Below are 26,654 nucleotides of genomic sequence, written 5' to 3' on the forward strand. Positions count from 1 at the left end.
GTAATGCGGCTGCATTTATGTGTAGCGACTTAGCGAGTGGAATTAGTGGAGAGATTTTGTTCGTTGATGGCGGATTTAATACCACCGCTATGCATCCTTTGGACGATGCCTAACTAAGTTAGCTAACGTAAACAGCACTAGTTCACTGAATAGTCTGCTAGTTTGCGTATGCTTACGGTTTTACTGGGAAGTTAGAGAGAAACAACTGCGTATGTTTCGCATTTTAAAAGTTGCGCTAGTCACTTTGAGCATTGTATTGCTTGGCGCGTGTACGAATATGAAGGGTGCATCTAAATCCTCGACTTCTCTGACTAGTTTTCTAGGTTTTTCGGAATTACCTGATTGGTACATCACTTCCCGCTATACCTATCCTGACTCAGACTATCGCGATAATGACTTTGGCTTACCTGTGCATTTTCGTGATGTAGGCGAAGGCGATACCATTGTCCTTATCCATGGCGAGCTTTCCTCTGTTCACACATGGAACCGCTGGGTCGAAATACTTCGCCAAGAATTTCGTGTTATCGCGATTGATTTACCTGGCTCAGGTTTAACGGGGGCACCACGCTGCATTCGCTCACCAGAAGATCTATGTCCTGAAAACTTAAGTCGTGATTACCTGAGTCATACCCTCACCTACCTAATTGAAGATCTCGAGCTCCGAAACTTTCATTTAGTCGGTGCTTCTTACGGCGGATATTTAGCTGCACGTTACGCTATAGACAACTCAAATAAAGTAAAAACTCTTACTTTGGTATCGCCTCTTGGCATGCAGCAAGAGCCCCCTTTCATGGTCCGATACTTAGATAATACAGGCCTACTTTCCGAGTATTTTCAACCATCAACGATCGTTACCACAATGGTAGATGATTTTTACGCCAATCCAGAAAAAATCACCCCCGACACCCTCCAGCGTTACATCCATCTTTTGCAAGGCCCAGGAGCGCATGCGACAAATGTACGTCACGCCAGCCTAGCGCGCGAGCTGATGGAGTACGGAACTCAAGAGACTCTGAGTAACATTGAAAATCGCGCTCTAATTATGTGGGGAAATAAAGACAAATGGGGTGACTTCGAGCACGCCGAGAGATGGGTGGAAGAAGTTCCAAATGCAATGATGGTTGAGTATAAAGGAATCGGGCATTTGGCGATGGAAGAGCATGCAGAAGACTCTGCCTATGACTTAATTGCTTTCATAAACGACGAACCTCTGCCGACTCTCGAAGGCTTAGGCCGCGATTCCTTCACCTTACAAGATGCGGTTAATTCTGTAGGTGATAAAGAAGCCTTATTTGGTGATGGCTTACCAGAAATGACTGACGAGCAATAAGTAAAAGCACACCGCTCGTTAATTTAAGAAATTAGCGAGCAAGCCCTTCCAATCATCAATACCTGTTTGTTCAGAATCCAAAAACTCAAAACCTATAAGAAAGCCGTCATTATGGGTACGTACCCAACGGACTTCTCCTGCTAGTCGATAGTTTTTGTCATATTCATCAAGATCGATCACAAGCGTATGAATCGCTCCGACTTTCATTGAATCGTCGGCTAGCAACTGAGCGCCCGTTGCAGAGATGTCCAGCACTTCACAGCGAACAATTTCAGGGCTCGAAGTTTCATCTGGTGTCGGTGCAACGAGTTCAACAAAGATTTCGCCACTGCGATACATCCGTGCTTCGCGGCGCCGCTCGTCATCACTGTAATACCTAATCATATATTCCTTTACCGAAGCTTGTTTTTGTTTTGAATAACAAAAGTATAGACAGCGATGTTCAAAAGGTTATCGATAATCACAGGTTTTTTCATAATGTTTCACGGAACATTCGCTATGTCGTTGCAAAGCATTAACGTTTAGGTCAACATCGTGCCCACAAAGACAAACTTTCTGTTGTTAAAACAATAACCTGTCGGAAACGAAACGATATCAGTAGGTTAAATAAATGAGCGCTGAATTAGATAATATAAATGTTGCGAGCCAAGAACTCCTTATTACTCCCGCACAACTAAAGCAAGACATCCCTCTTACCGAGAAAGCGAAAGAAGTTGTCACTGAAGGTCGCGAAACGATCAATAATATCCTTGATCGCAAAGACAAGCGTATCTTCCTTGTTGTCGGTCCTTGTTCAATTCATGACATTGATGCTGCCAAAGATTACGCCCTAAGGCTAAAAGAATTGGCAGACAAAGTAAGCGACACTATTTACCTAGTCATGCGCGTTTATTTTGAAAAGCCACGCACAACGATTGGCTGGAAGGGATTGATCAATGACCCACATCTAAACGATTCATTTGAAATCGAAGATGGTCTTCATATTGGTCGTAAGCTTCTGATCGACATCGCAGAAATCGGCCTACCGACTGCTACAGAAGCGCTTGATCCGATTTCTCCGCAATACCTTCAAGACACAATCTCTTGGTCTGCAATCGGAGCAAGAACAACTGAATCGCAGACACACCGTGAAATGAGCTCTGGTCTGTCTGTTGCTATTGGCTTTAAAAACGGAACAGATGGTGGACTTGGTGTAGCAATCAATGCACTTGGATCAGTCGCACACCCTCATAGCTTCCTGGGAATCAACCATGAAGGCCAATGTTCAATTGTACGTACAAAAGGTAACCCATACGCACACGTTGTATTGCGTGGCGGCGGCGGTAAGCCAAACTACGATTCCGTGAACGTTGCGCTCTGCGAACAAGCTCTAGAGAAAGCAAATCTGGCAAGCAATATTATGATTGATTGTAGCCATGCAAACTCAAACAAAGATCCAGCATTGCAACCACTGGTAATGCAAGACGCTACGAATCAAATTATTGACGGTAACAAGTCAATCATTGGATTGATGATCGAAAGTAATATTAATTTCGGGAATCAATCAATTCCTGAAAACTTAGAAGAGCTGGAATACGGCGTATCTGTGACAGATGGTTGTATTGATTGGGAAACTACAGAGAAAGCTATTCTAGATATGCATGCGAAATTGAAGGACGTTCTTCCTACACGCTAAGCATCTCAAGCGCTGCTTTCATTATCTCAGCAGCGCTTAACCTCTCTATGCACTAATTTTTTGTTCTTGAGTTATTCTTTTTATCGTTAAATCTTCTATATAACAGCGATCTTCAACTTTTAACCCCGCACAAGCTACTGCCAGTTTTTGTATCGGACCTTTGGTTTGCAAATCAATAACGGCAGACATCATTGTACTTGCCTTATCGTTTACACTTTGCTCTTCGACCAGGGCTACATAATCGCCACTAGAATCGGAATAAGATAGACACAGCGTAACCAAGCGAGACTCCTCCGAAAAGCCAAACCTCAGCCAGCTCGCGACCTCAAAACTATGCTGCTGGCTTCTCTTATCAAGGGCAGTTGTAGACTTTTGTTTTGATTTCGAAAAACGGGATAGCAATCCTTTTGATTTGCTGACCTTATTAATTGTGGTTTGAGGCTCGTTCAAGCCGACGCTCGGGAGAGATACGTTTTGCAACTCTAGGATACGAATTGCAGATTTAGGAATGATGTTCATAATGTGCCTAACAGTGTTACTACTAGATTCATTATGACACTTAATGTCAGTTTCAGTCGGTCATGGTTATCTTAGGGCGCGTGAAGCGCAGCAATGAAAAACAATTCGCTACATTTCGATTCACACAATTACACACTTAGTTAAGACTGCCATCCCAACTTTTCGTGAAGATTCACGACAGTACCAATAATAATAATCGTTGGAGCTTTAAGCTCAGCAGCCGTAACGTCTGCCGCTACGCGAGACAGAGAGCTAATCAATACACGCTGATCTGGTAAGGTTCCGCGTGAAATAACTGCCACAGGCATATCCTGCGACATGCCTTGATTCACTAGACCTTCTGCAATTTGAGGTAAAGCGACCAAGCCCATATAGAATACGAGCGTTTGCTGTTCAGCGACAAGGCTAGGCCAATCTAACTCCGAGCTATTATTCTTCAAATGCCCAGTCACAAAACGCACAGATTGAGCATGATCTCGATGCGTCAATGGAATTCCCGAATAGCTCGCACACCCTGCAGCTGCAGTAATACCCGGAACAACTTGAAATGGAACGCCATGCTCTGAGAGCGTTTCGATCTCTTCCCCACCTCGCCCAAATATAAAGGGGTCTCCGCCTTTTAAGCGAAGAACACGTTTACCTTGTTTGGCGAGTTTAGCTAGCAATTCGTTGATACTTTCCTGTTGCATCGTATGATGAGAACGCCGCTTACCGACATCTATCATATCCGCGTCTTGGCGAACTAGGTTGAGTATTTGGGGCGACACAAGACGATCAAATAACACGACGTCTGCCTGTCTAATCAACCGCAATGCTCTAAAGCTAAGTAAATCAGGATCACCAGGCCCTGCACCAACGAGATAAACTTCTCCAACGCCCTGCGTGGAACTCGCTATGCTATCTAAGCTCTCTAGTAACAAACGCTCCGCGTCTTCATCACGTCCACTGTATACAAGATCTGCAACACGACCTTCTAGCTGACGCTCCCAAAAAGCACGACGGGCATTATTAGTTGAGAGCTTTTCTCGTACCTTATCTTTATAGCGTAATGCTAGCTCAGCCAAAGCTTCGAGCCTTGCCGGCAATACGGATTCGATACGATTACGAACAAGGCGAGTTAAGGTAGGATGCTGACCTGCACTCGATACCGCGACCGATATCGGGCCTCGATCAATTACAGCAGGAAGCAAAAAATCACTATCGTCTATGGAATGTGCCACATGAACTGGGATACCAGCTTGGCGAGCCTGCTGAGCAAAAAAGACGTCAGCGCTATGATCTTCAGATGCCGCAACTGCAAAAATAACGTTTTCAAACAATTGAGAGCTAAGAGAATCAAGGCCTGTACTATGAATAACATCCACCGATTCAAACTCAGTAAACCTATCCTTAGCAGTCTCATCAATACTAATTACGGTAATCGGAAATTCTGTTCGTTGTAGAAATCGAACTTTTCTAGTCGCAACGTCACCACTACCAAAGACAAGAACTGACTGCCCTTGCGGCTTAAAATACAACGGAAGCCAGTTCATAAGAGCGTCTCTTAGCGAATAACGTCGATATTACCCATGTATGATTTAAGTGCTTCTGGCACTTTAATCGAACCATCTTCTTGCTGATAGTTTTCAAGTACCGCAATCATGGTACGACCTACCGCTAAACCTGATCCATTCAGGGTATGCACCAATGCCGGCTTCCCGCTAGCTTGGTCACGGTAACGCGCTTGCATGCGACGAGCTTGGAAGTCACGCGTGTTGCTACATGACGAGATTTCACGATAAGCCTGCTGACCTGGTAACCAAACCTCCAAGTCATAGGTTTTTACCGCTGAGAAACCTAAATCACCACCACAAAGCATCACTTTTCTATAAGGAAGCTCCAAAGCCTGAAGAATACCTTCGGCATGCGACGTTAAGGTTTCAAGCGCGGCGTCAGAATCTTCTGGTTTTACTACCTGAACGAGTTCAACTTTATCGAATTGATGCTGACGGATCATACCTCGCACATCACGCCCATAAGAACCTGCTTCACTTCTGAAACAAGGTGTATGACACACGAATTGTAATGGTAGCTCAGCTTCTTCAACAATTTCATTACGAACAATATTTGTCGCAGGAACCTCTGCAGTAGGAATCAGATAAAACTCTCTATCTGCATGGAGCTTAAATAAATCTTCTGCAAATTTTGGCAACTGACCGGTACCGTACAAAGACTCGTCATTGACGATGTACGGCAGGTATAGCTCTTCATAGCCATTAGTCTCGGTATGCGTATCAAGCATAAATTGAGCAAGAGCACGATGTAATTTAGCTAAGGCGCCACGCATCAATACAAAGCGCGATCCGGTTAGCTTACTTGCTGTTTCGAAATCTAATTTGCCCAAGCCTTCGCCTAACGCAACATGATCCTTCACTTCAAAATCAAACGTAGTTGGTTCGCCCCAAACAGCGACTTCGACGTTATCATTTTCGTCGTTACCAGTAGGAACCTCTTCGTCAGGAATGTTTGGCATTCCAGCTAACAACGCATTTATCTCATCTTGAAGAACTTTAAGCTCGGCTTTTTTCTCTTCTAAAGCAGCGCCCATCTTATCCATTTCAGCAATTAGTGGTGCAATATCTTCGCCGGCCGCTTTAGCTTTACCAATTCCCTTCGAACGGGCATTACGCTCGCTTTGCAAGGTCTCAGTTTCCACTTGAATCGCTTTACGTCTTTCTTCTAAAGCTTCAAATCCGGCTACATCAAGCTCATATTTTTTGATTTTAAGGCGCTCTGCAATTGCTTGAGCGTCGCTACGAATAAGTTTTGGATCTAACATGACTAATCAACTTCGTTTAATTTTGTTCAATTCTTTATGCGAGGCAGTAACGACTAATTACGATACCCAACCACAGTGCCGTAATAGACAACAACACTGAACTAAAAATATAAAGTAGCGCATACGAAAGCGCACCTTTCTCAATGAAAGCCCACACCTCTAGAGAGAACGCGGAAAAGGTCGTGAAAGCACCAAGGCCTCCCGCCATAATGACAGGTTTCAAGTCTGGGTGAATAATAGCTTTTTCGACAATCGCAACATAAGCTACTCCCATCAAAAACGACCCAACAACATTGACGGAAAGAGTCGCCCAAGGGAAAAAACGCTGGCCGACAAGAAGAGTGACACCGAAACGTAACAGTGCGCCAACTGCGCCTGCTATGGCAACGCCAATAAGCACTTTCATTTCCCTGCTCCCCCCCTTCTTGATTGTAGACGCAGTGTACCGACCTTATTCGGTGATTACACTATTGCCTTCAACAACTTTCTTATCTTTTAAGCACTGGTTGCAATAACAAGACAAGTGCTGAGCACCCGACACTGACTCAGCGTTCACTGAATCCAAATCAAAACCACCTTCAGGTAAGCACCAACATCTCACTTGCGAAAGATTCGATTCCGCGTCCAGCGCAGCCATACCGCATTTGTTTTCGTTACCGCAAGACGGGCAAACAGCTTTATTATTCACTCGTACTTTCAAAACGTTGCGCTGCGCGATTCTTTTTCACCGCATCAGGCGTAAATACTTGGCCCGTCATTGCGATGAAAATACCGCTTTCCTTGCTTTGTAGCGCACCTAACGCCACACCAACGTTAAAGAGACCATCGCTATCAAGAAAACGTGCTGGACGCATAGCTCCCGTAAAAACAATCGTTTTTCCAGGCATATCACCAAGCGCCTGAGCACTGTCGACCATCGTGTCTGTACCATGTGTCACAAGCACTTTGTCACATCCAAGACTTTCTATGCACGCCTTCAGCGCCGCGCGGTCGTCGTCCGTTAACTCTAAACTATCTTTGCGACAAATCTCATGCTGTTCAACTTCAACGCCAGACCCAATACGGGCCAACAATTCCGGGATGATTGACTCAACAACTTTATAATCGCTAAGCGCATCAAAGTAATCTTTATCTATCGTACCGCCGGTTGTAACTAATGCTATTTTCGTCATCGTTTACCCTTCGAACCTCTTCGATTTTTCTTAGAGCGGCGACTTTCAAACGCCTTCGCTTCATTCTTGCGATTCGCTTTGACTTTGTCTTTTGCCGATAACTTATTAGTAGGATTCGCAAACGGATTCTCGCTCGATTTAAAATCAAAACGAATCGGCGTACCTTTTACTTTCAATACTTTTCTGAACGTATTTTCCAAGTATCGCTTGTAGCTATCTGGCAAGTCATCGGTTTTAGAACCATGAACAACAATAACAGGTGGGTTTGAACCGCCTTGGTGCGCGAAACGCAATTTGATTCTACGTCCACGAACAACAGGTGGCTGATGATCGCTTACTGCATCTTGAAGCAGTTCTGTCAGTCGTTTTGTTGGCCATTTAGCAAATGCTGACTTGTATGCCTGATCTATAGACTTATACATGTCACCCACACCACTTCCGTGCTTCGCAGAAATAAAGTGTGTATTTGCATAATCCATAAAGACTAATCGGCGAGAGAGCTCATTTTTTACAGCGTCTTTTTCTTCACCAGTCATGCCGTCCCATTTATTGACAGCAATAACAATCGCGCGTCCAGCATCCATTGCAAAGCCAAGTAGATGAAGATCTTGCTCAACAACTCCCTCACGAGCATCGATCACTAATACCACTACGTTGGAGTCAGCGATCGCCTGCAGTGTTTTTACAATTGAAAACTTCTCAACCGTCTCTTTTACATTTTTTCGGCGACGAACACCTGCAGTATCGATTATGGTGTAGGGCTTCTCTCTACGTTCGTAAGGAATATAAACGCTGTCTCGCGTTGTACCAGGCATATCGAAAACAACGACACGTTCTTCCCCCAGTAAGCGATTCACCAAGGTTGATTTACCAACGTTAGGACGACCAATGATTCCGATACTACAACCATGAGGCTCTTGGTCTTCCACCTCATCAGCTTCTGGAAAGTTATCGATAATCTCACTAGTCAAAGACGTGATTCCACGATTTTGTGAGGCTGCAGTTAAGTGATGGGTTCCTATACCAAGCTTATAAAAATCAGCTTCCACTGCGTCTTGACTCAACCCATCAACTTTATTTACGACAAGTTCGCACGGCTTACCTGACTGTCGTATCGACTTCGCAATGATCTCATCGGCGGGCGTTAAGCCGTCTCTTGCTGATACAACAAACAGAACCAAATCCGCTTCTTCAATCGCAAGATATGACTGTTCGGCCATCGCCATATCGATGCCTTCTTCGTCTCCCGTCAAACCACCCGTATCAATAACGATATACTTCTTATCGCCATGGTGACCCTCGCCATATTTTCTGTCACGAGTCAGCCCCGGATAGTCAGCAACAATCGCATCGCGCGACTTTGTCATCCGGTTAAAGAGAGTTGATTTCCCAACATTTGGTCGCCCTACAAGAGCTATTACAGGAACCATTTAATCGTATTCCGCTTAAAGATTTAATTCGTAGGTGTACAGATCGCCAGAACGAGTATAGACGTAGAGTGTGGATTCAACGACTTTGATGCGTCCTAATACGCCATCACTATCGGGGCGAACACGCCCTACAAGTTCGCCATTGCTTAAATCAAGAAAATGAACATAACCCTCAAAATCAGCGACCACTCCATAATTTAGAATTGTCGTAACAGCACCTAAACGTCGGTATAGAAGTTTTTCCGTTTCCCAAAGCTCTTTGCCTGTCGATGCCTCGACCGCAAAAACTCTTCCGTCGGAATCTGCAGAAATAATAGTATTCCCATCTTCGGACACCCCTACGCCTGAATAAGAGGATAAGGCCATCGACCACAAGGTTTCACCAGTAGTAAGACTGATGGCTTTCAAGTCGCCTTGATAAGCGGTTGCATAAAGTGTTCTTCCGCTTAAGACAAAAGTTCCATCGACATCTACTAGACGTTCAAGCTCAGTGCGTCCGCTTGGTGTTCCCAAGTTAACAGACCATTGCTTACGACCCGAATCAATCGCAATACCGATCAAGGCCCCATTAGCGAGACCCACATATACTGAGTCACCGCTAATTAAAGGAGAAGATGTGCCGCGCAGAGAAAGAACTGGCGTATCGCTATCATAACGCCACCTTTGTGCTCCAGTATCAGCGTTAATCCCAAATACCTTCCCATCGCTGGCATGCACAACTACCGTAGACCCGTCGCTTGCTACAACACTCAGTGCTTCTGAACTTAATCGCGCTTGCCACAATTCTTGGCCATTGCTACGAGATAAAGCAATAAGTTGCCCTTGGAACGTACTCACATAGAGCTGGCGACTATCTCCCGACACACCGCCACTAACCCTGCGATCTAAATCTACTTCCCACTCTAAACGACCAGTTTCTGTGGAGCGAGATTGTAATTCACCATCTATGTCGATTGTGAATACGCTGGGCCCACTAACGAAGGGCTCTAGCTGTAGTTGTAATTCATCATCACCAGAACCTGCATCAGCGTCCCACGCTTTATCAACAGAAATCGGGTTTTCAATACGTGTTAATTCTGTAGGAATGTTTCCAGTGTCAGAACTACAAGCAAAAAGCGCGGTAAAAACCGCGCTCAAGCCAAGACACTGTATAAGTCTCTTTGTCATACTATGATCCATGAAGGTGACTAAAGGCTCTGTGTGTCCACACCCAAGTCAGACAATTTGACACCTAAAAGTGGTGCTCGTTGTGGCGCATCTTTCACCATATCAAACGCCGCTAGATAACTTTCTTTTGCTGACTCGCGATCACCTTGAAGAATGTAGATATCGCCCTTAATTTCAAGATATGCAGGGGCGAATGCTTCATCTGATGCATCGAGTAAAGCATGCGCAGCTTCATACTCACCTTTCGCTGATAGAATGCGAGCTTTACGTGCATTAACGATGTGGATCGTACGCGGGTCTTCATTTGATTCTAAAACGAAATCAAGTTCTGCAAGCGCAGTATCGTAATCTTTGGCAGTCACGGCTTGTTTCGCCAAGAACAATGCTGCAAAACGCGCATATTCAGAATCTATAAATTTCTCTTTAAGCTCGTTCGCAATAAAGCTAGCTGACTGGTCGTCGCCTAAGCCTGCTTGCTGGGTAGAGATGCTAACCAACTGCTGATATAACGCAGAGGCTGTCGCTTTATCATTCTCTACGTTGTTTTGCCATGCACGATAACCAAATACAATTGCAAGAGCAGCAACAACGGCTAGCAACACAGAACTACCGTTATTCTTCCACCAGTTTTTAATCGCTGCGATTTGTTCTTCTTCGGTCTTAAACTCGTCCACAAATTACTCCACTTAACTCAATTTCTTATTAGCAGCTAATCAGCCGCGCAGTAGTTTACTGCATTCAAACAACGATGTATTTAATCAAATCACTTTGAGCAACGCTTTTTTGTTCTTCATCACTCTTTAAAGGCTTAACCAAAGCTGTGTCGGTATCAATTTCGTTACTGCCAAGAATAACCGCATAGCGCGCACCAGACTTGTCCGCTTTTTTCATTTGAGATTTGAACGAGCCCTGCCCCATATTTTGCAACACACGAAGACCACCTTCAGATCGCAAGTGACCTGCTAATTCGAAGGCTTTAATTTGAGTACCATCACCTGCGGCGACAATATAAACATCCGCAACCACATCAAGCTCTTCAGGGAATACCTTAAGCTCTTCGAGCAGAAGAACAAGACGCTCTACACCCATCGCAAAACCAACGCCAGGAGAACCCTTTCCACCAAGCTGTTTTACCAAGCCATCGTAACGACCACCCGCACACACCGTACCCTGCGCACCAAGCGCATCGGTAACCCATTCGAACACCATATTCGAGTAGTAATCTAGGCCACGTACTAATTTAGGATTCACTACATAGCGAATACCTAAACCATCCAAAAATGCCGTTAATTCTGCAAAGTGCTTTTTCGAATCTTCACCGAAGAAGTCTGTGAGAACAGGCGCCTGCTCAAGTATTTTTTGAGTCTGCTCAGACTTTGAATCCAAAATTCTCAAAGGATTTGTATCAAGACGCCGAACACTATCTTCATCAAGCTGGTCTTTGAAATCAGATAAATAAACCACAAGAGCAGATTTGAATGCCAAACGCTCTTCGGGCAAACCTAAGGAGTTAATCTGAAGCTCTACCGAGTCACGGATTCCTAGTTTTTTCCATAATTGATCTGTCAACGCAATAAGTTCTGCGTCGATATCTGGACCTTCAAACCCAAAACACTCAACACCAATCTGATGAAACTGGCGATAACGACCTTTTTGAGGACGTTCGTGACGGAACATAGGTCCCTGATACCACAAGCGCTGCGTTTGATTAAAAAGCAAGCCGTGTTGCTCCGCTGCACGAACACAACACGCCGTGCCCTCCGGACGCAAAGTCAGGCTATCGCCATTGCGGTCTTCAAAGGTATACATTTCCTTTTCAACGATATCCGTGACCTCACCAATCGAGCGTTTAAACAACTCGGTTTGCTCGACAATCGGCATACGAATCTCTTGATAGCCATGCTTACTCAATAAGTCAGAGACGATATTTTCGAGGTATTGCCATTTTGACGATTGGCCGGGAAGTAAATCATTCATTCCACGGATAGCTTGAATCTTTGCCACAAATAAACCTTTTATTAAAACGCGAAACTAAGCTTTCGCAATAACATTTTCTTCTTGCGCCTGCTTAGCTTCAGCTTGCGCACGGATACGTTTTTCTAACTGATCAACCAAGTCATCATTTGAAAGCTTATGATCTGGTTTGCCATCGACATAAACGAGATTGTTCGGAGATCCACCAGTTAACCCAAGATCTACTTCTTTAGCTTCACCAGGACCGTTAACAACACATCCAATAATGGCAACATCGAGCGGCGTTGAAATATCTTCGAGACGTGTTTCAAGCTCATTCATTGTCTTAACGACATCGAAGTTTTGTCGCGAGCAACTAGGGCAAGCAATAAAATTGATACCTTTTGAACGAAGCTTTAAAGACTTAAGAATGTCATAACCGACTTTGACTTCTTCAACAGGATTTGCTGCCAGCGAAACACGAAGCGTATCGCCAATACCATCCATTAAAAGCATGCCAAGACCAACTGCAGACTTAACCGCTCCAGCCCTAAAACCGCCCGCTTCTGTAATACCCAAGTGCAATGGCTGATCAATCAATCGAGCGATTTCTCTATATGCTGCAACCGTCATGAACACATCAGACGCTTTTAAACTCAGCTTGAAGTTATCGAAATTATGTCTCTGCAAAATCTCGACATGACGCATCGCAGACTCAACAAGCGCAGCAGGCGTTGGCTCGCCGTACTTCTTCTGCAAGTCTTTCTCTAGCGACCCTGCATTCACACCAATTCGGATTGGAATCCCGTGGTCTTTAGCACTCGCAATGACCTCACGAATACGTTCTTCTTTACCGATATTTCCGGGATTGATACGTAAACAATCGACCCCATATTCAGCAACTTTAAGTGCAATTTTGTAATCAAAATGAATATCTGCAACTAAAGGTACTGGCGAGCCTTGCTTGATTAACTTAAATGACTCGGCGGCATCCATCGTTGGGACTGATACCCGAACAATGTCCGCCCCCGCATCGGCTAATTCTTGAATTTGCCCGAGCGTCGTTTGGACGTCGGTGGTCTCAGTATTCGTCATACTTTGCACTGCAATCGGAGCATCTCCGCCCACAGGCACATCACCCACCATAATTTGACGGGAAACTCTTCGCTTTATCGGCGACTCAAACTTCATAACTCTACTCTACAGTAAATTCTGCGCGTCCAGTTGTGCTGACATAGGACGAAATATCGTACTGGACATCGTTTACGAACACTTGCGCAACACTTGCATCGCCAAGAACAACGCGAAGTGCCGTTGAAAATTCATAGTCAAACTTACGACCATCACGCATCAAATCAGCGCTGATACGATTATCTTGGTCATCATATATTTCAAACCAACAGTCACCTGTAAAAGTGATTGAAATTGTCCCTCTGACTTGAGGTTGATCTTGATTTGAAAGCGCTGAAACTTCATCCACAGGCTGACTTTCAGAAGACTGATCTTCTGCATCTAGATTCGATGATTGAATAGCTACATCAGTTACTGCAGACGTTTCGCCTAAGGTTTCAGCAGCGGACTGTTTCTCATCAACTAACACAAGCTCTACTGAATCATTCTCTTCCGCCACTTCCTCCGGCGCTGCCGGGGGTTCAACAACCGCCCCTGGACTTTCCAACGAACTATCTGAACGCTGTTCAAGCTCATGCTCATTCTCACTACCAATCAAGGTCCAGACCAGTAAAGCGCAAACCACCACAATCGACCCTGCAACACCAGTCAATTTCATCAAATGAATACGTTTTGCTTTGAGCTTTTCGTCAGCTTGCTGCTTGTCTAGCTGCCTCTTTTCTTCCACGATGACTGTGAGCTGTCTTTCAAGCAATTCCACCATGCGCTCTTCATGCAAACCAACTAAACGACAGTAAGATCGAAAATACCCTTTCAAAAAGACATCGCTGGAAAAATCATGATAATTTTCGGATTCGATCATTGCGACAACACTTGGACGCAAGTGAAGCTGACTTGCCACCTCATCGATCGACAAACGAAGTTCGTCTCTTGCCGCCCTGAGAATAGGTCCGGGATGAGTAATTTCTTGGACTTCTTCTTGTTCACTCATGCTTATTTACCGAAATATAGACTTAGGTAGTTTTTATATTCTTGTGAGTCTGGATATAACTCACGCAAAAGTGCAGCTAGACTTTCGGCCTGCTTTACAGCATTAAAATGTTTGGCAATACGTACGCCTTGCCACAAGGTCTGAGCCGAGTGAGTCAACGCCTGTTGTGCAATTTGATTCACAAGTCGATTGTAGTAAAACTGCGCACGTTTAAAGTCGTTCTTGGTGAGCAATAACTCTGTCATTCCAGCTAATGCGTTCGAGTTAAATCGATCAAGCTGCAAAGCGCGCTCGTAAGCTAAGATTGCTGCATCAGGATTATCGAGGCGAATCTGACACAAAGCGATATTGGTATACAACTGACTTCTAGAAGGGAATGTAGTATCTTCCGCCGCGATTAAAAATTGCTCCAGCGCTGTCTCAAAACGTCCTTCCGTAAATAAATACGCTGCATAGTAAGTGCGGCCGCGCGTATACGTTGAATCCGCTGCAATTGCCTTCTTGAACATTTTTTCGGCGATTTCTTTATCGCCCTGACGAGAATAAATAAGGCCAAGAGCACTATTAGCCGGCGCATTATCATCATCAATTTCTAAAGCTCTATTTAGATGTTTCTTCGCCCGCGTAAAGTCTTCTCGTTTGATGTACTCAAAGCCAAGATTAACGTAGCGTTCAAGTGCAACCTCAGGATCTGCGTTGCGAGACAAGGAGCTATCATTTGTCGTCACACATGCAGCCAACAAAACTGTTAAACCGAGAATTATTATAATACGGCTCATCATAGTTAAATTTACTCGTTCATTTGTCTCAGATTTATGTATCGTTCGCTGCGCTTAGTACGATCATCAACGCGCCCGACTAATTGGCCACACGCAGCATCTATATCGTCACCACGAGTTGTTCTAACTGTCGTGATGTACCCACCCTCTGTCAGCCACTCTTGAAAACGACGCACCTCGTTATTGCTTGGCTTTTTATACCCGCTATGCGGAAACGGGTTAAATGGGATCAAATTGATTTTACAAGGCAAACCTTTCAATACTTCAATTAACTGTTGGGCATGCTCTTTACGATCATTCACGCCAGCGAGCAATGTGTATTCTATGGTCGCTTTACGCTTGTCTGGCAATCCACTCAGGTAATTCTTTACCGAGGTCATTAGCACGTCAATTGGGTACTTTTTATTTACAGGTACCAATTCATTTCGTAACTCATCATTTGGCGCATGCAAGGAGATCGCGATACTTGCATCCGTCACTTCGCTCATTTTATCAATCGCAGGCACTACACCCGCAGTACTCACCGTAAGACGCCGCTTAGAAATCCCATAAGCAAGATCGTCCATCATGAGATTTACGGCATCCATGACGTTATCGAAATTTAGAAGTGGCTCGCCCATACCCATGAACACAACATTTGTAACTGGACGCTCTTTGTTTCGATCAATCCCTTCGAATGAGGCAATCGCATTGAAAATCTGCCCCACAATTTCTTCAGTACTTAAGTTTCGGTTAAAGCCTTGCTTGCCAGTTGAGCAAAAACTGCAGTCCAACGCACATCCAATCTGAGATGAAACACATAACGTTCCGCGATTACCCTCAGGAATCAAAACAGTTTCTATACTGCTACCACCAGGCATACGCATAACCCATTTGCGCGTTCCGTCAGCAGAAATGTTTTGGTAAGTTACCTCGGGCGGCGTAATTTCGCAAATTTCCTTAAGTTTAGTTCGTAAGCTTTTGGAAATATTAGTCATTTCATCAAAATCTGACACACCATATTGATGAATCCATTGCATGACCTGCTTGGCTCGAAACGGCTTCTCACCAATTTCAGCAAAAAATGCCTCTAATTTAGCTTTTGGCATTCCAAGTAAATTTTTACGCGGAGTGCTTGTCACTTCAGTCATGTTTGTCACCTAAAATACGATGTCCTAATACGCACAAAAGCAGGACCCCAAACAGAGCCCTGCTTTTGTCTACCTGCGAAAAAGAAATTAGCCGCGAGGACAGATTTCTTCATCAGCAAAGAAGTAAGCAACTTCACGCGCTGCTGATTCAGTAGAGTCTGAACCGTGAACAGCGTTTGCATCGATTGAAGAAGCGAAATCTGCACGGATAGTACCAGCGTCAGCTTCTTGTGGGTTTGTTGCGCCCATCAACTCACGATTTTTAAGAACCGCACCTTCGCCTTCAAGAACTTGTACACATACAGGACCAGAAGTCATGAACGCCACCAAGTCACCAAAGAAAGGACGCTCTTTATGCTCAGCGTAGAAACCTTCAGCTTTCTCTTGAGAAAGTTGAACCATTTTTGCAGCAACGATTTGCAAACCGTTTGATTCGAAACGATCGTAGATTTTGCCGATTACGTTTTTAGCAACTGCGTCTGGCTTAACGATTGATAAGGTGCGTTCTACCGCCATGATATTATCCCCATAAATTATGTATTAGCGCTCTAATATGAGCTGTTAAAAATTTGCCGCGGAATTATAAGGCCGATTAAAGCAAAAATATATCTTTCTTCCGCTTACTTTCGTAAAACTTATAGCTACTTTGTTAACTTTGCATTTTAAGCAGCGCATCTTTCAATACCGCCGCAGCATTATCAACATCAGCATCCGTCGTAAAACGCCCAAAAGAGAACCTCAATGAACTCAAAGCAAGTTCATCAGACAACCCCATTGCCTTAAGCACATGTGATGGAGCCATGCTTGCAGAATTACACGCACTACCGGAAGAAATAGCTAAATTAGGAAGAGCTGTTAACAACATCTGCCCGTCTACACCAGGAAAACTCAAATTAACGATTCCAGCGACAGACATTGCGCCCTCCCCGTTAACAATCATATCGACACCTTGAAGCGCATCGACAAAACGCTTTTTAAGTGATTCGATGCGACTCTGCTCGCCGTCCATCTCATCTAGTGACAAGCGAAATGCCTCACCAAACCCAGCGATTTGATGAGTAGGCAAGGTACCCGAACGCATACCACGCTCGTGTCCGCCACCGTGTATTTGTGACACTAACTGAAAATCCGCGCTCCGACGAACAAACAGAACACCTATACCTTTTGGGCCATAAATTTTATGCGCGCACAAAGAGACTAAATCAGCAGGAATTTTAGATAAATCTAACGGCAACTTTCCCGCACTTTGTGCGCAATCCGCGTGGAAGAATATGCCTTTCGATTTTATAAACTCTGCCAATTCCTTAATAGGATTAATCACGCCTGTTTCATTATTCACATGCATGACTGAAACCAGCAAAGTGTCTGGCCGTACAACCTCTTCCAGAATCTCTGGGGTAACAACACCCTGATCATCTGGACGCACAAACGTCACCTCATAACCTTTTGTCTCGAGGTACGTGCATGCATCTAAGACTGCCTTGTGCTCGGTAGCAGAACTTACAATATGTTTTCGTGGGTCATTTTGATCAGCAAAGTACTCAGCCAGACCTTTAATAGCTAAATTGTTTGCTTCCGTCGCTCCACTCGTCCAAACCAACTCTCTTACATCGCAATGCAATCCTGTCGCAATTTGTTTGCGTGCACTTTCGACGGCTGCCTCAGCTTGCCAACCTAACATATGGGAGCGAGATGCTGGATTTGCGTAACAAGAATCGTGGCCCAAATAAGCCAACATTTTTTCAACAACACGAGGATCTGCTGGCGTCGTCGCCGCATAATCGAGATAAATCATTTGTTTCGCTCTACAAGAGATATTTCACTGCTCGGCGTATATTAGACCCGCAAGAGAATTTTGTCGCTCTGCAGTTTCGATCACTTCACGCTTCGACATAAGCTGTTCTAGTGTAATATCGCTCAAAAAAGAGTGGATCTGTTCGCTCAGATCGGACCACAGATGGTGAGTAAGGCACTTCTGACCTTGCTGGCAATTGCCTTTATCTTGACACTTCGTTGAATCTATCGACTCGTCTACTGCATCTATGATCGCCGCAATCGACACAGAGCATTCCATTTGGCCTAGCGTATATCCGCCACCAGGGCCGCGCGTACTTGCGACGAGCTTGCGTCGGCGCAACTTAGAAAATAACTGCTCGAGATATGACAATGAAATACCTTGCCTGCCAGAGATGTCTGCTAAGGTAACCGGACCAGATGCACTGTGAAGCGCTAGATCAAGCATTGCTGTGACGGCATATCGCCCTTTTGTAGTTAAACGCATAGTCAGACATCAAATAGGAATTAATCGCATTATTCAATACCTGACCAAATCAGTCAACTACTAAGCATACCCTTACTTTGCTTGTTTGAAGCAGTCGATATCCTGCTCGTTAATTCCTTGCAAATCTTCTTTTACGAAAGAGTTATCAAGCTTTCTGAGCTCTTTGCACATCTGATTCATACGCTCATCAACCAAATGCATATGATCAAGCATACTTCTGATAGATCGCGCCACTGGGTCAGGCATTTCTTCGCTCAAACCATATGCATCGAAGCCGAAATTCTCTTCCATTTTTTTACGCTTCGATTCATCAACGCTGGCCTTTGAAGTCGGTACAGACTTCAAAATGATTCGCCCAGGGATACCAACCACCGTCGCTTCTGCAGGAACTGCTTTCGTTACAACCGCATTCGAACCAACTTTTGCATTTTCACCAACCTCAAAGGGGCCGAGAACCTTGGCGCCTGCACCGACAACCACTCCATCTTTCAAGGTTGGGTGTCGCTTACCTTTATTCCAGCTAGTCCCGCCAAGCGTCACGCCTTGGTACAAAGTGACGTCATCACCGATCACAGCTGTCTCTCCGATCACAACACCCATGCCGTGATCGATAAAAAACCGCCGCCCAATGGTCGCGCCTGGATGAATTTCAATCCCTGTAAACCACCGACTCACTGAAGAAATAAAACGCCCCAACCATTTAAAATCGTTTCTCCAACAGCTATTAGCGATCCTGTGGAACCAAAGAGCATGCAGCCCAGGGTAGTTTGTCAAAACCTCGAATGTATTCCGTGCCGCCGGATCACGGTGAAACACACTTTGAATATCTTCTTTCATCGCTTTGAACATTACTTACCTACTTAATCGTTTTCTCAACACTTTTGAGTATACCCCGCAAAATGTTAACTTCCATTTTGTCGAGATGGCGACGCTGAAACAATCGTCGTAATCTTGGTAAAAGTTGACCTGGATTGTCGGGGTCATAAAAACCAGTCTGAACCATAACGCGCGTCAGATGATCTAGCATACCGCCAACTTCTTCTTGTGAACTTAACTCTTCATCCCAGTCACCTGATTTGCCATCACGTACTGTTTTGAGCAACTGCGAATCGAGACCTTGTAATGCGGTCATTCTCAATTCATACGTAATAACTTGAACAGCCATTGCCAAATTCAATGAAGAGTAAATCGGGTTGGCTGGGATATTTACATGGCTATTGCATTGCTGTAGCTCTTCATTCGTTAAGCCGCTCGATTCACGACCGAATACATAGCCAACCTCAATTGGGGCTGTATTCGTACTAATCAAGTCCAGAGTATCTTCAGCGGCGACACGAGGGTTAACAATTGGCCAAGGAAAACTTCGAACACGTGCACTAGCGCCAACCACATGCTGACGATCCTTCAAGGCTTCAGCGAGACTATCAAACACCTTAACATTCTCAATAATATCTACAGCACCTGCAGACCTGCTTACCGCCTCATCAGAGGGAAAGTCTTGAGGACTCACCAAACGCAAGTCACTTAAGCCCATATTTTTCATCGCTCGCGCAACGGCACCAATATTTCCAGCATGCGTCGTTCCGACCAAAATAACGGCAACGTTGTCATTGAGATAATTTAAAATATCGAGACCAGACTCCGGCTCTTGCACCCTTAACCACTCCAATAAAAAGAACTGCGACTATAATTGAGGGCAAGTATATTCATATATTGTGAACAAAACCGCTTTTTTGCTGCAATAAAACTCTTTTTTGCTATTATGCGCGCCACAAGATTAGGACTAGGTGAAAAGAATGCAACCGATTCTGAAAATCGCGCTCCGCGCTGCCAGACAATTTAACGAGTACGTGAACTTAAGCATCGATCGTAAAGAGCATAACGCTAACGATCTCAAGGAAGACCTAAAATTGGTTCGTCACCTAGAAGAAGTGCTTTTCAAAACACTTATGGACGCGCTGAAAAAAGGCTACCCAACACACTACGTTGCTGAAGTTGGCGAGAAAATTAGTGAAATAAAAGAAGATGCCTGGTTCATCCAAGGCTTCGACAATGAACAACACCTACTTCGCAAACTTCCTGACACTGCGTACAGCTTTGTGCACAAGAAAAACGGAAAGATTCATAGCGCAGCAGTCGTAAACCCTTTTACCGGCGCAGAATACGTTGCAGTAAGAGGAAGCGGTGCAACATTCAATGACCATCGTTGCCGCGTTAACAGCTTACGTAATCTAGACGCCGCATATTTTGCAAGTGATGTCGTCAATCAATTCGGCAACAGCAGCACCGATCATGTTGTTAGCGATCTGATCACAGACATGGGCAACGCGGGAATCAATTCTCGTGTCAGTAACTGCCCTACACTTGATTTGGCACTAGTCGCTTCAGGCCAACTTGATGCAGCCCTACTTACGTCGGCAAAATCAGAAAACCTTGAAGCTGCTTTGTTGATCTGCCAAGAAGCTGGCGCCCTAGTTGGTGACCTTGCTACTGGAATGATTAATTCAAATAGCCGTTCCGTTGTTGCAGCCAACCCTAAGTTGTTCAAAACAACACTGCAGCGCTTTAGCGGCTATGCAAGTAAGTTACAAAGTTAAATAGCTTTGCTTTACTCCAAACAATAAAAAACCAGCTAAGAAGCTGGTTTTTTATTGTTCATCACTATTTGGTGATTAAGGTTGCACTTCACGTTCAGCACGCTTGCGATCTTGTTCCTCAAGCTTTCTCAGATCCGCTTCACTTGGACCTTCGTCAAACTCCTCTCCATCTTTATCAACAGGCGGAAGAAGATCTTCTTTGGTGACCGCCATTGCAAGCAAGATATTACTTGCCACATAGATTGAAGAGTATGTACCTACTAAAACACCAATCAAAAGAGCTTTAGCGAAGCCATTGATCATCTCTCCACCCACAATGTATAACGCAATCAACACTAGGATCGTTGTCAACGAGGTCACCAAGGTACGCGACAGGGTTTGAGTTAAAGAAATGTTGATGACTTCTTCGGAGTCCGACTTCCGCAGCTTACGGAAGTTTTCCCTGATCCGATCCGAAACAACAATCGTGTCATTTAGAGAGTAACCAATGACCGCCAACAATGCCGCCAATACTGTCAGGTCAAAATCCCACTGCGTGATCGAGAAAACACCCACCACGATAATTACATCGTGGATAAGGGCCGCTACGGCACCCACAGAGAATTTGAATTGGAAGCGCAAGGCAACATAAACCATCACGATACCAAGTGCGAGCAACAACCCTAGACCGCCCTGCTCACGCAATTCTTCACCGACTTGTGAGCCAACAAATTCTGCGCGCTCCAGCGTTACCTTCTCACCACTCTGTGACAAGGCATTCAGCACTTGCACACCAACTGTGTCGTCAAAGCCTTGTGACAAACGAACTAAGACAGAGGTATCTGCACCAAAGTTCTGAACAACAAGCTTGTCGTAACCTGCATCATTAAGGGTCGCTCGAACCTCCTCTAGATCAGGAGCCATTTCGTACTCCACTTCCACCAATGTGCCACCGGTGAAGTCGAGACCTAACTGCAAGCCCTGTGTAGCAATAGAAGCTATCGATGCGATAAGAAGCAAAATAGAAGCTAGCGCTGCTAGTTTGCGTTTACCCATAAAGTTAATCGTATTCATATTTTGTTTCCTACTACCTATTAACCAATGGATAACTTTTCAACTTTACGTGAACCGTAAACCAAATTAGTAATGGCACGACTCAAGAAAATTGCAGTGAACATTGAGGTAAAAATACCTAACGCTAAGGTAACCGCAAAGCCTTTCACTGGTCCGGTGCCTACAGCAAACAAAATAATCGCTGCGATAAAGGTTGTAATGTTTGCATCTAAAATCGCAACGAAAGCTCTGCCATAACCCGCATCAATCGCTCGTTGTGGAGACATGCCTGCTTTCAATTCTTCGCGTATACGCTCAAATATGAGTACATTCGCATCAACTGCCATACCGACCGTCAAAACAATACCTGCAATGCCCGGCAAAGTTAACGTCGCCGATATCATAGACATCAATGCACACAAGAGCACAACGTTAACTAATAGCGCGATGTTCGCAATCACACCAAATACACGGTAATAAACAAGCATAAACAATAGTACTAGAGCAAAACCGATCTGCACGGACAACAAGCCAGCATCGATGTTAGCCTGTCCTAAGCTTGGTCCAACCGTACGCTCTTCAACGAAATACACTGGTGCCGCCAATGAACCAGCACGCAATAACAATGCAAGCTCAGCCGCTTCAGTCGGGGAATCTAGACCGGTAATACGGAAGGCATTACCAAAGGCAGATTGAATTGTTGCAAGGTTGATGATGTTACGAATCTCACGATTGCGGCGTTCGACCACCTCTTCACCATCAACAATACGCTTACGAGTTTCTGTTTTCTGCTCAATAAACAAAACACCCATACGACGTTTGATGCTGCGCTTCGTAACGTCAAGCATCATCTTGCCGCCGTTACCATCAAGCGAAATATTTACCTGCGCGACGCCATTTTCATCAAAACCAGCATTCGCATTGGATACGTTACTACCCGTAACGATCACATCTTTTTCGAGAATACCGCTACGGTTTTCGTCTTGCTTAAAGTTAAAACGCTGAGTTTGGCTACTTGGCGCACCAGCTTTGGCTTCCAAACGGAACTCAAGGTTAGCCGTCTTACCAATGATACGTTTAGCTGTTGCAGTATCCTGAACACCTGGAAGCTCAACTACGATACGATCACGCCCTTGGCGCTGAACCAATGGCTCTGCAACGCCCAGCTCGTTAACACGATTACGAAGCGTGACTAAGTTTTGTTGAACGGCATAGTCTTCAATCTCTTTCACGCTTTGTTCTGAAAGACGCAAGATGAGGTAAGCCGCATCTTCTTCATCTTGATTGGTGCGTGTGAACTCGCGGTATTCTGTCGCCGCAAAAGAAGTTGCTTTATCACGCTCTTCAGCGGTACGGAATTTGATCTTTATACCGTCCAAACCGTCAATCGAGAAAGCTCTATATCGGATACGCTCATTTCTCAACGCACTCTTAATTTCACTTTCGTATACAGACAAACGCTGACTTAGCGCTTTTTCCATATCTACTTGAAGCAAAAAGTGAACACCACCACGTAAGTCCAAACCTAGCTTCATTGGCCCTGCACCAAGTGCTTTCAACCAATCTGGCGTAGTTGGTGCCATGTTCAGCGCAGCAATAAAATCATCACCAAGCGCATCCTGAAGTACAGTTTTAGCACTCAGCTGCTGTTCAGTTGAATCAAATCGCGCCAATACAAGACGGTCTTGCAATTCAACCGCTTTGGGATTGATACCTGCTTGTTCAAGCGCTTCGCTAATGTCGTTCGCAAGTTCTTGATCAGCAACGGTCGTAGTTTGAGTACCCGTCACCTGAATCGCGAAATCGTCTGGGAATAAATTAGGCGTTGCATAAATACCACCGATCACCAAAATCAGGGCGATCAATGCATATTTCCAAGCCGGATATTTATTGAGCATGTGAGCTCCTAAATGCCTTTCTAATTGTTGTGTCTAATCACATGCAACTTGAGTAGGATGTTACTAAGAAGTTACTGCGCACAAAAAAACAAAAGCCGGGCGAACCCGGCTTTCCATTAAATACCTTTCAACGTCCCTTTCGGTAAAGCAGAAGATACGGCCACTTTCTGAATTTTCAATTCAACACCTTCAGAAACCTCGACCGAAACAAAGTCATCCGATACTTTTGTGATCTTGCCCGCAATTCCGCCGTTAGTAACGATCTCATCGCCTTTATTCAAGCTAGCTACAAGATTCTTATGCTCTTTCGCTCGCTTAGACTGTGGGCGCCACATCAAGAAGTAAAAGATCAAGATGAAACCACCGAAGAAGATAAGTTGCATAAGCGCGCTAGGCTCACCTGGTTGCGCTGCGCCTTCTGCATATGCCGCACCTGACATAACCATAAGAACCAATAACGAAAGTTGTTTAATAAGCGTGCTCATTTTCTTCCTCTTAACTATTTAGAATATTTAAAAAATTAGTGTTTTAAGCGTCGTTAAACGCATCTTCGATGTCTAATGGGGGCGTATCGCGCCCTAGCGCAGCATAGAAGTCGTCAACAAAGTCGGACAATTTACCTTGTTCGATTGCTTCGCGCAAACCACTCATAAGATTTTGATAATAACGGAGATTATGGATGGTATTCAGTTGCGCCCCGAGCATCTCATTGCAGCGATCTAAGTGATGCAAATATGCTCGTGAGAAGTTTTTGCAAGTGTAACAATCACACTCAGAATCAACTGGACCTAGATCATGACGATGTACCGCATTGCGAATCTTTATAACACCACTGTGCGTAAACAAATGTCCGTTTCGTGCGTTTCGCGTAGGCATCACACAATCAAACATGTCAACACCTCGACGAACACCTTCCACGAGATCTTCTGGCTTACCAACACCCATTAAATAACGTGGCTTATCCTCTGGCATCTTGTCGTGCAAATGCTCGAGTATGCGCATCATGTCTTCCTTTGGCTCACCAACAGAAAGACCGCCAATTGCATAACCGTCAAAACCAATATCGGTTAAGCCTTCTAAAGAGATATCGCGTAAATCTTCGTACATACCACCCTGCACAATACCAAATAGTGCAGAAGGACTTGAACCATGCTCATCTTTACTACGTTGCGCCCAGCGAATAGAACGCTCCATCGAATCTTTCGCTTCCTGCCATGTTGCTGGATAAGGCGTACACTCATCAAAGATCATCACGATATCTGAGCCGAGACTACGCTGAACCTGCATAGACACTTCAGGCGTAACATTCACTTCAGAGCCATTAATAGGGCTTTTAAACTTCACACCTTCTTCGGTTATCTTACGCATGTCGCCCAAGCTGAATACTTGGAAACCGCCTGAGTCTGTAAGAATTGGCTTGTCCCATTGCGCAAAGTCATGAAGGTCACCATGCTCTTCGATAACTTCAGTTCCTGGTCTCAACATCAAATGAAATGTATTACCTAGAATAATTTCTGCACCGATCTCTTTGATGTCACGAGGCAGCATACCTTTAACCGTGCCGTAGGTACCTACAGGCATAAATGCCGGAGTCTGAACCGTTCCTCTTGGGAATTTCAGTTCTCCGCGTCGCGCAACTTTGTCTGTCGTCTTTAATTCGAACGACATAAAGCATTCAGGGCGAGACATAGCTTCTCCAATAAATAAAATAGTTTGTGATTAGCGCTGAGGCTCTAAGAACATCGCATCACCATAGCTAAAAAAGCGATACTTATTCTCAATCGCATGAGCATACGCGTTCATCATGTTCTCTTGACCAGAAAACGCCGAGACCAACATTAATAGCGTGCTTTGCGGTAAATGAAAGTTTGTGACTAAGGCATCGACAGTTACAAACGAATACCCTGGGTAGATAAAAATATCAGTATCGCCCTCGAAAGGCTCTAAGCTACCTGATTGACTAGCTGCCTCCAGGCTTCGCATACTGGTTGTACCGACACATACGACGCGACCGCCATTTGCCTTCGTTTCACGAATTTTGTCGACTGATTCTTTGGTGACCTGAATCCACTCACTGTGCATAACATGGTCTTCGACACTATCAACCTTTACTGGTTGAAACGTTCCCGCCCCAACATGCAAGGTGACAAAAGCCGATTCAACACCTTGCTCAGCAAGATCACTGATCATTTCATCACTAAAGTGCAGACCCGCAGTAGGCGCAGCGGCGGCGCCAGGTTCTTTGGCGTAAACAGTTTGGTAACGATCATCGTCAAGAGACTCGTCTTCACGATCGATGTATGGTGGCAACGGTACATGGCCTTCCGACTCAAGAAGCGCAAACACCTCTTGATCTCCGCAAACTTTCAATTCAAACAGCGCGCCTCTGCGCCCAAGCATTTCAAGTTCACTTCCGCCTTCTGTATATAACTTGGAACCAGGTTTCGGTGATTTAGACGAACGAACATGTGCTAAAAAAACCTGCTCTTCGACTTTACGTTCGAACAAGATTTCGAGTGCCCCGCCGGTTTCTTTTTTTGCAAACATCCTAGCGGGAACGACCTTCGTGTTATTGAAAATGAGAAGATCGCCTTTCCTAAGCAAATTAGGTAAGTCAGCAAACTGAAGATCTGCCAAGGCGCCGGTTGCGCCTTGAACATGCAGCAAGCGGCTTTCGCCTCTTACCTTCGGTGGATATTTTGCAATCAACGACTCTGGCAATTCAAAGTCGAAATCAGAAACCTTCATGTA

At 44.8% G+C, this 26,654-nt stretch carries 29 protein-coding genes; 4 read left to right on the forward strand and 25 right to left on the reverse strand.

All coding sequences use genetic code 11. The annotated features are described in order from the left end of the window. Positions 1–113: SDR family oxidoreductase (locus A3739_RS28765; protein WP_156502532.1), on the forward strand; the 113-nt coding region annotated here is incomplete at its 5' end. Between the two features lie 98 nt (positions 114–211). Then, positions 212–1,330 carry an alpha/beta fold hydrolase gene (locus tag A3739_RS10395; RefSeq protein WP_068501280.1) on the forward strand — a complete coding sequence of 373 codons (1,119 nt, stop codon included), beginning with the start codon at positions 212–214 and terminating at the stop codon, positions 1,328–1,330. An 18-nt stretch (positions 1,331–1,348) separates the two neighbouring features. Here the strand turns inward: A3739_RS10395 and A3739_RS10400 are convergent, their stop codons facing one another. Next, the gene (locus A3739_RS10400) at positions 1,349–1,714 is read right to left on the reverse strand and encodes a PilZ domain-containing protein (protein WP_068476721.1); all 366 of its coding nucleotides are present in this window, start codon (positions 1,712–1,714) and stop codon (positions 1,349–1,351) included. A 226-nt stretch (positions 1,715–1,940) separates the two neighbouring features. On the opposite strand from A3739_RS10400, the gene A3739_RS10405 reads away from it, so the two are divergent. Continuing rightward, positions 1,941–3,005, forward strand: coding sequence for a 3-deoxy-7-phosphoheptulonate synthase (locus A3739_RS10405; protein WP_068476719.1), 1,065 nt, complete (start codon positions 1,941–1,943; stop codon positions 3,003–3,005). A 45-nt stretch (positions 3,006–3,050) separates the two neighbouring features. Here A3739_RS10405 and A3739_RS10410 read toward each other — a convergent pair whose 3' ends face one another. The 19 genes from A3739_RS10410 to A3739_RS10500 form a co-directional block, all read right to left on the reverse strand. Beyond that, complete coding sequence (locus tag A3739_RS10410; RefSeq protein ID WP_068476718.1) at positions 3,051–3,524, reverse strand: hypothetical protein; 474 nt, start codon at positions 3,522–3,524, stop codon at positions 3,051–3,053. Positions 3,525–3,664: 140 nt separating this feature from the next. Then, a complete protein-coding gene (cysG, locus tag A3739_RS10415) occupies positions 3,665–5,056 on the reverse strand; it encodes a siroheme synthase CysG (RefSeq protein ID WP_068476716.1) in 1,392 nt (463 codons plus the stop codon). Positions 5,057–5,067: 11 nt separating this feature from the next. Then, positions 5,068–6,342: a serine--tRNA ligase gene (gene serS / locus A3739_RS10420; protein WP_068476714.1), complete on the reverse strand. Its 1,275-nt coding sequence runs from the start codon at positions 6,340–6,342 to the stop codon at positions 5,068–5,070. 34 nt (positions 6,343–6,376) lie between these two features. Further along, a complete protein-coding gene (crcB, locus tag A3739_RS10425; RefSeq protein WP_068476712.1) occupies positions 6,377–6,748 on the reverse strand; it encodes a fluoride efflux transporter CrcB in 372 nt (123 codons plus the stop codon). A 45-nt stretch (positions 6,749–6,793) separates the two neighbouring features. Further along, positions 6,794–7,030, reverse strand: a complete 237-nt coding sequence (locus A3739_RS10430; RefSeq protein ID WP_068476710.1) for a cysteine-rich CWC family protein — start codon at positions 7,028–7,030, stop codon at positions 6,794–6,796. Next, positions 7,023–7,514, reverse strand: coding sequence for an asparaginase domain-containing protein (locus A3739_RS10435; RefSeq protein WP_068476708.1), 492 nt, complete (start codon positions 7,512–7,514; stop codon positions 7,023–7,025). The genes A3739_RS10430 and A3739_RS10435 overlap by 8 nt, the downstream gene beginning before the upstream one ends. Beyond that, the gene (gene der, locus A3739_RS10440; protein ID WP_068476706.1) at positions 7,511–8,944 is read right to left on the reverse strand and encodes a ribosome biogenesis GTPase Der; all 1,434 of its coding nucleotides are present in this window, start codon (positions 8,942–8,944) and stop codon (positions 7,511–7,513) included. The genes A3739_RS10435 and der overlap by 4 nt, the downstream gene beginning before the upstream one ends. Positions 8,945–8,959: 15 nt before the next feature. Continuing rightward, positions 8,960–10,111 carry an outer membrane protein assembly factor BamB gene (gene bamB, locus A3739_RS10445; RefSeq protein ID WP_197472266.1) on the reverse strand — a complete coding sequence of 384 codons (1,152 nt, stop codon included), beginning with the start codon at positions 10,109–10,111 and terminating at the stop codon, positions 8,960–8,962. Between the two features lie 20 nt (positions 10,112–10,131). Beyond that, complete coding sequence (locus tag A3739_RS10450) at positions 10,132–10,785, reverse strand: tetratricopeptide repeat protein (RefSeq protein ID WP_068476702.1); 654 nt, start codon at positions 10,783–10,785, stop codon at positions 10,132–10,134. Positions 10,786–10,849: 64 nt separating this feature from the next. Further along, on the reverse strand, positions 10,850–12,115 hold the full coding sequence (gene hisS / locus A3739_RS10455) for a histidine--tRNA ligase (protein ID WP_068476700.1): 1,266 nt from the start codon (positions 12,113–12,115) through the stop codon (positions 10,850–10,852). A gap of 27 nt (positions 12,116–12,142) precedes the next feature. Further along, the gene (ispG, locus tag A3739_RS10460) at positions 12,143–13,255 is read right to left on the reverse strand and encodes a flavodoxin-dependent (E)-4-hydroxy-3-methylbut-2-enyl-diphosphate synthase (RefSeq protein ID WP_068476698.1); all 1,113 of its coding nucleotides are present in this window, start codon (positions 13,253–13,255) and stop codon (positions 12,143–12,145) included. 4 nt (positions 13,256–13,259) lie between these two features. Further along, positions 13,260–14,186 (reverse strand): helix-turn-helix domain-containing protein, encoded by a 927-nt coding sequence (locus A3739_RS10465; RefSeq protein ID WP_068476695.1) that lies wholly within the window; start codon positions 14,184–14,186, stop codon positions 13,260–13,262. A 2-nt stretch (positions 14,187–14,188) separates the two neighbouring features. Next, on the reverse strand, positions 14,189–14,968 hold the full coding sequence (gene pilW / locus A3739_RS10470) for a type IV pilus biogenesis/stability protein PilW (RefSeq protein WP_082878354.1): 780 nt from the start codon (positions 14,966–14,968) through the stop codon (positions 14,189–14,191). Between the two features lie 8 nt (positions 14,969–14,976). Then, positions 14,977–16,095, reverse strand: coding sequence for a 23S rRNA (adenine(2503)-C(2))-methyltransferase RlmN (rlmN, locus tag A3739_RS10475; protein WP_068476693.1), 1,119 nt, complete (start codon positions 16,093–16,095; stop codon positions 14,977–14,979). An 87-nt stretch (positions 16,096–16,182) separates the two neighbouring features. Next, positions 16,183–16,611 (reverse strand): nucleoside-diphosphate kinase, encoded by a 429-nt coding sequence (gene ndk / locus A3739_RS10480; RefSeq protein WP_068476691.1) that lies wholly within the window; start codon positions 16,609–16,611, stop codon positions 16,183–16,185. A gap of 133 nt (positions 16,612–16,744) precedes the next feature. Beyond that, positions 16,745–17,890 carry a cysteine desulfurase family protein gene (locus tag A3739_RS10485; RefSeq protein ID WP_068476689.1) on the reverse strand — a complete coding sequence of 382 codons (1,146 nt, stop codon included), beginning with the start codon at positions 17,888–17,890 and terminating at the stop codon, positions 16,745–16,747. Between the two features lie 24 nt (positions 17,891–17,914). After that, positions 17,915–18,376, reverse strand: coding sequence for a Fe-S cluster assembly transcriptional regulator IscR (iscR, locus tag A3739_RS10490; RefSeq protein ID WP_068475890.1), 462 nt, complete (start codon positions 18,374–18,376; stop codon positions 17,915–17,917). 72 nt (positions 18,377–18,448) lie between these two features. Next, positions 18,449–19,225, reverse strand: coding sequence for a serine O-acetyltransferase (gene cysE, locus A3739_RS10495; protein WP_068476687.1), 777 nt, complete (start codon positions 19,223–19,225; stop codon positions 18,449–18,451). Between the two features lie 7 nt (positions 19,226–19,232). Further along, positions 19,233–20,030: an RNA methyltransferase gene (locus A3739_RS10500; protein ID WP_231876647.1), complete on the reverse strand. Its 798-nt coding sequence runs from the start codon at positions 20,028–20,030 to the stop codon at positions 19,233–19,235. A 142-nt stretch (positions 20,031–20,172) separates the two neighbouring features. On the opposite strand from A3739_RS10500, the gene A3739_RS10505 reads away from it, so the two are divergent. Then, positions 20,173–20,973 (forward strand): inositol monophosphatase family protein, encoded by an 801-nt coding sequence (locus tag A3739_RS10505; RefSeq protein ID WP_068473937.1) that lies wholly within the window; start codon positions 20,173–20,175, stop codon positions 20,971–20,973. Between the two features lie 75 nt (positions 20,974–21,048). Here A3739_RS10505 and secF read toward each other — a convergent pair whose 3' ends face one another. The 5 genes from secF to queA form a co-directional block, all read right to left on the reverse strand. Further along, complete coding sequence (secF, locus tag A3739_RS10510) at positions 21,049–22,026, reverse strand: protein translocase subunit SecF (protein WP_068476686.1); 978 nt, start codon at positions 22,024–22,026, stop codon at positions 21,049–21,051. 20 nt (positions 22,027–22,046) lie between these two features. Continuing rightward, positions 22,047–23,903: a protein translocase subunit SecD gene (gene secD, locus A3739_RS10515; RefSeq protein WP_068476684.1), complete on the reverse strand. Its 1,857-nt coding sequence runs from the start codon at positions 23,901–23,903 to the stop codon at positions 22,047–22,049. Positions 23,904–24,019: 116 nt separating this feature from the next. Beyond that, positions 24,020–24,388, reverse strand: a complete 369-nt coding sequence (gene yajC, locus A3739_RS10520; protein WP_082869160.1) for a preprotein translocase subunit YajC — start codon at positions 24,386–24,388, stop codon at positions 24,020–24,022. A gap of 43 nt (positions 24,389–24,431) precedes the next feature. Continuing rightward, the gene (gene tgt, locus A3739_RS10525; RefSeq protein ID WP_068476801.1) at positions 24,432–25,571 is read right to left on the reverse strand and encodes a tRNA guanosine(34) transglycosylase Tgt; all 1,140 of its coding nucleotides are present in this window, start codon (positions 25,569–25,571) and stop codon (positions 24,432–24,434) included. Positions 25,572–25,622: 51 nt separating this feature from the next. Next, complete coding sequence (gene queA, locus A3739_RS10530) at positions 25,623–26,651, reverse strand: tRNA preQ1(34) S-adenosylmethionine ribosyltransferase-isomerase QueA (protein ID WP_068476682.1); 1,029 nt, start codon at positions 26,649–26,651, stop codon at positions 25,623–25,625. Between the last annotated feature and the right edge of the window lie 3 nt (positions 26,652–26,654).

The sequence above is a fragment of the Oleiphilus sp. HI0067 genome (assembly GCF_001635735.1).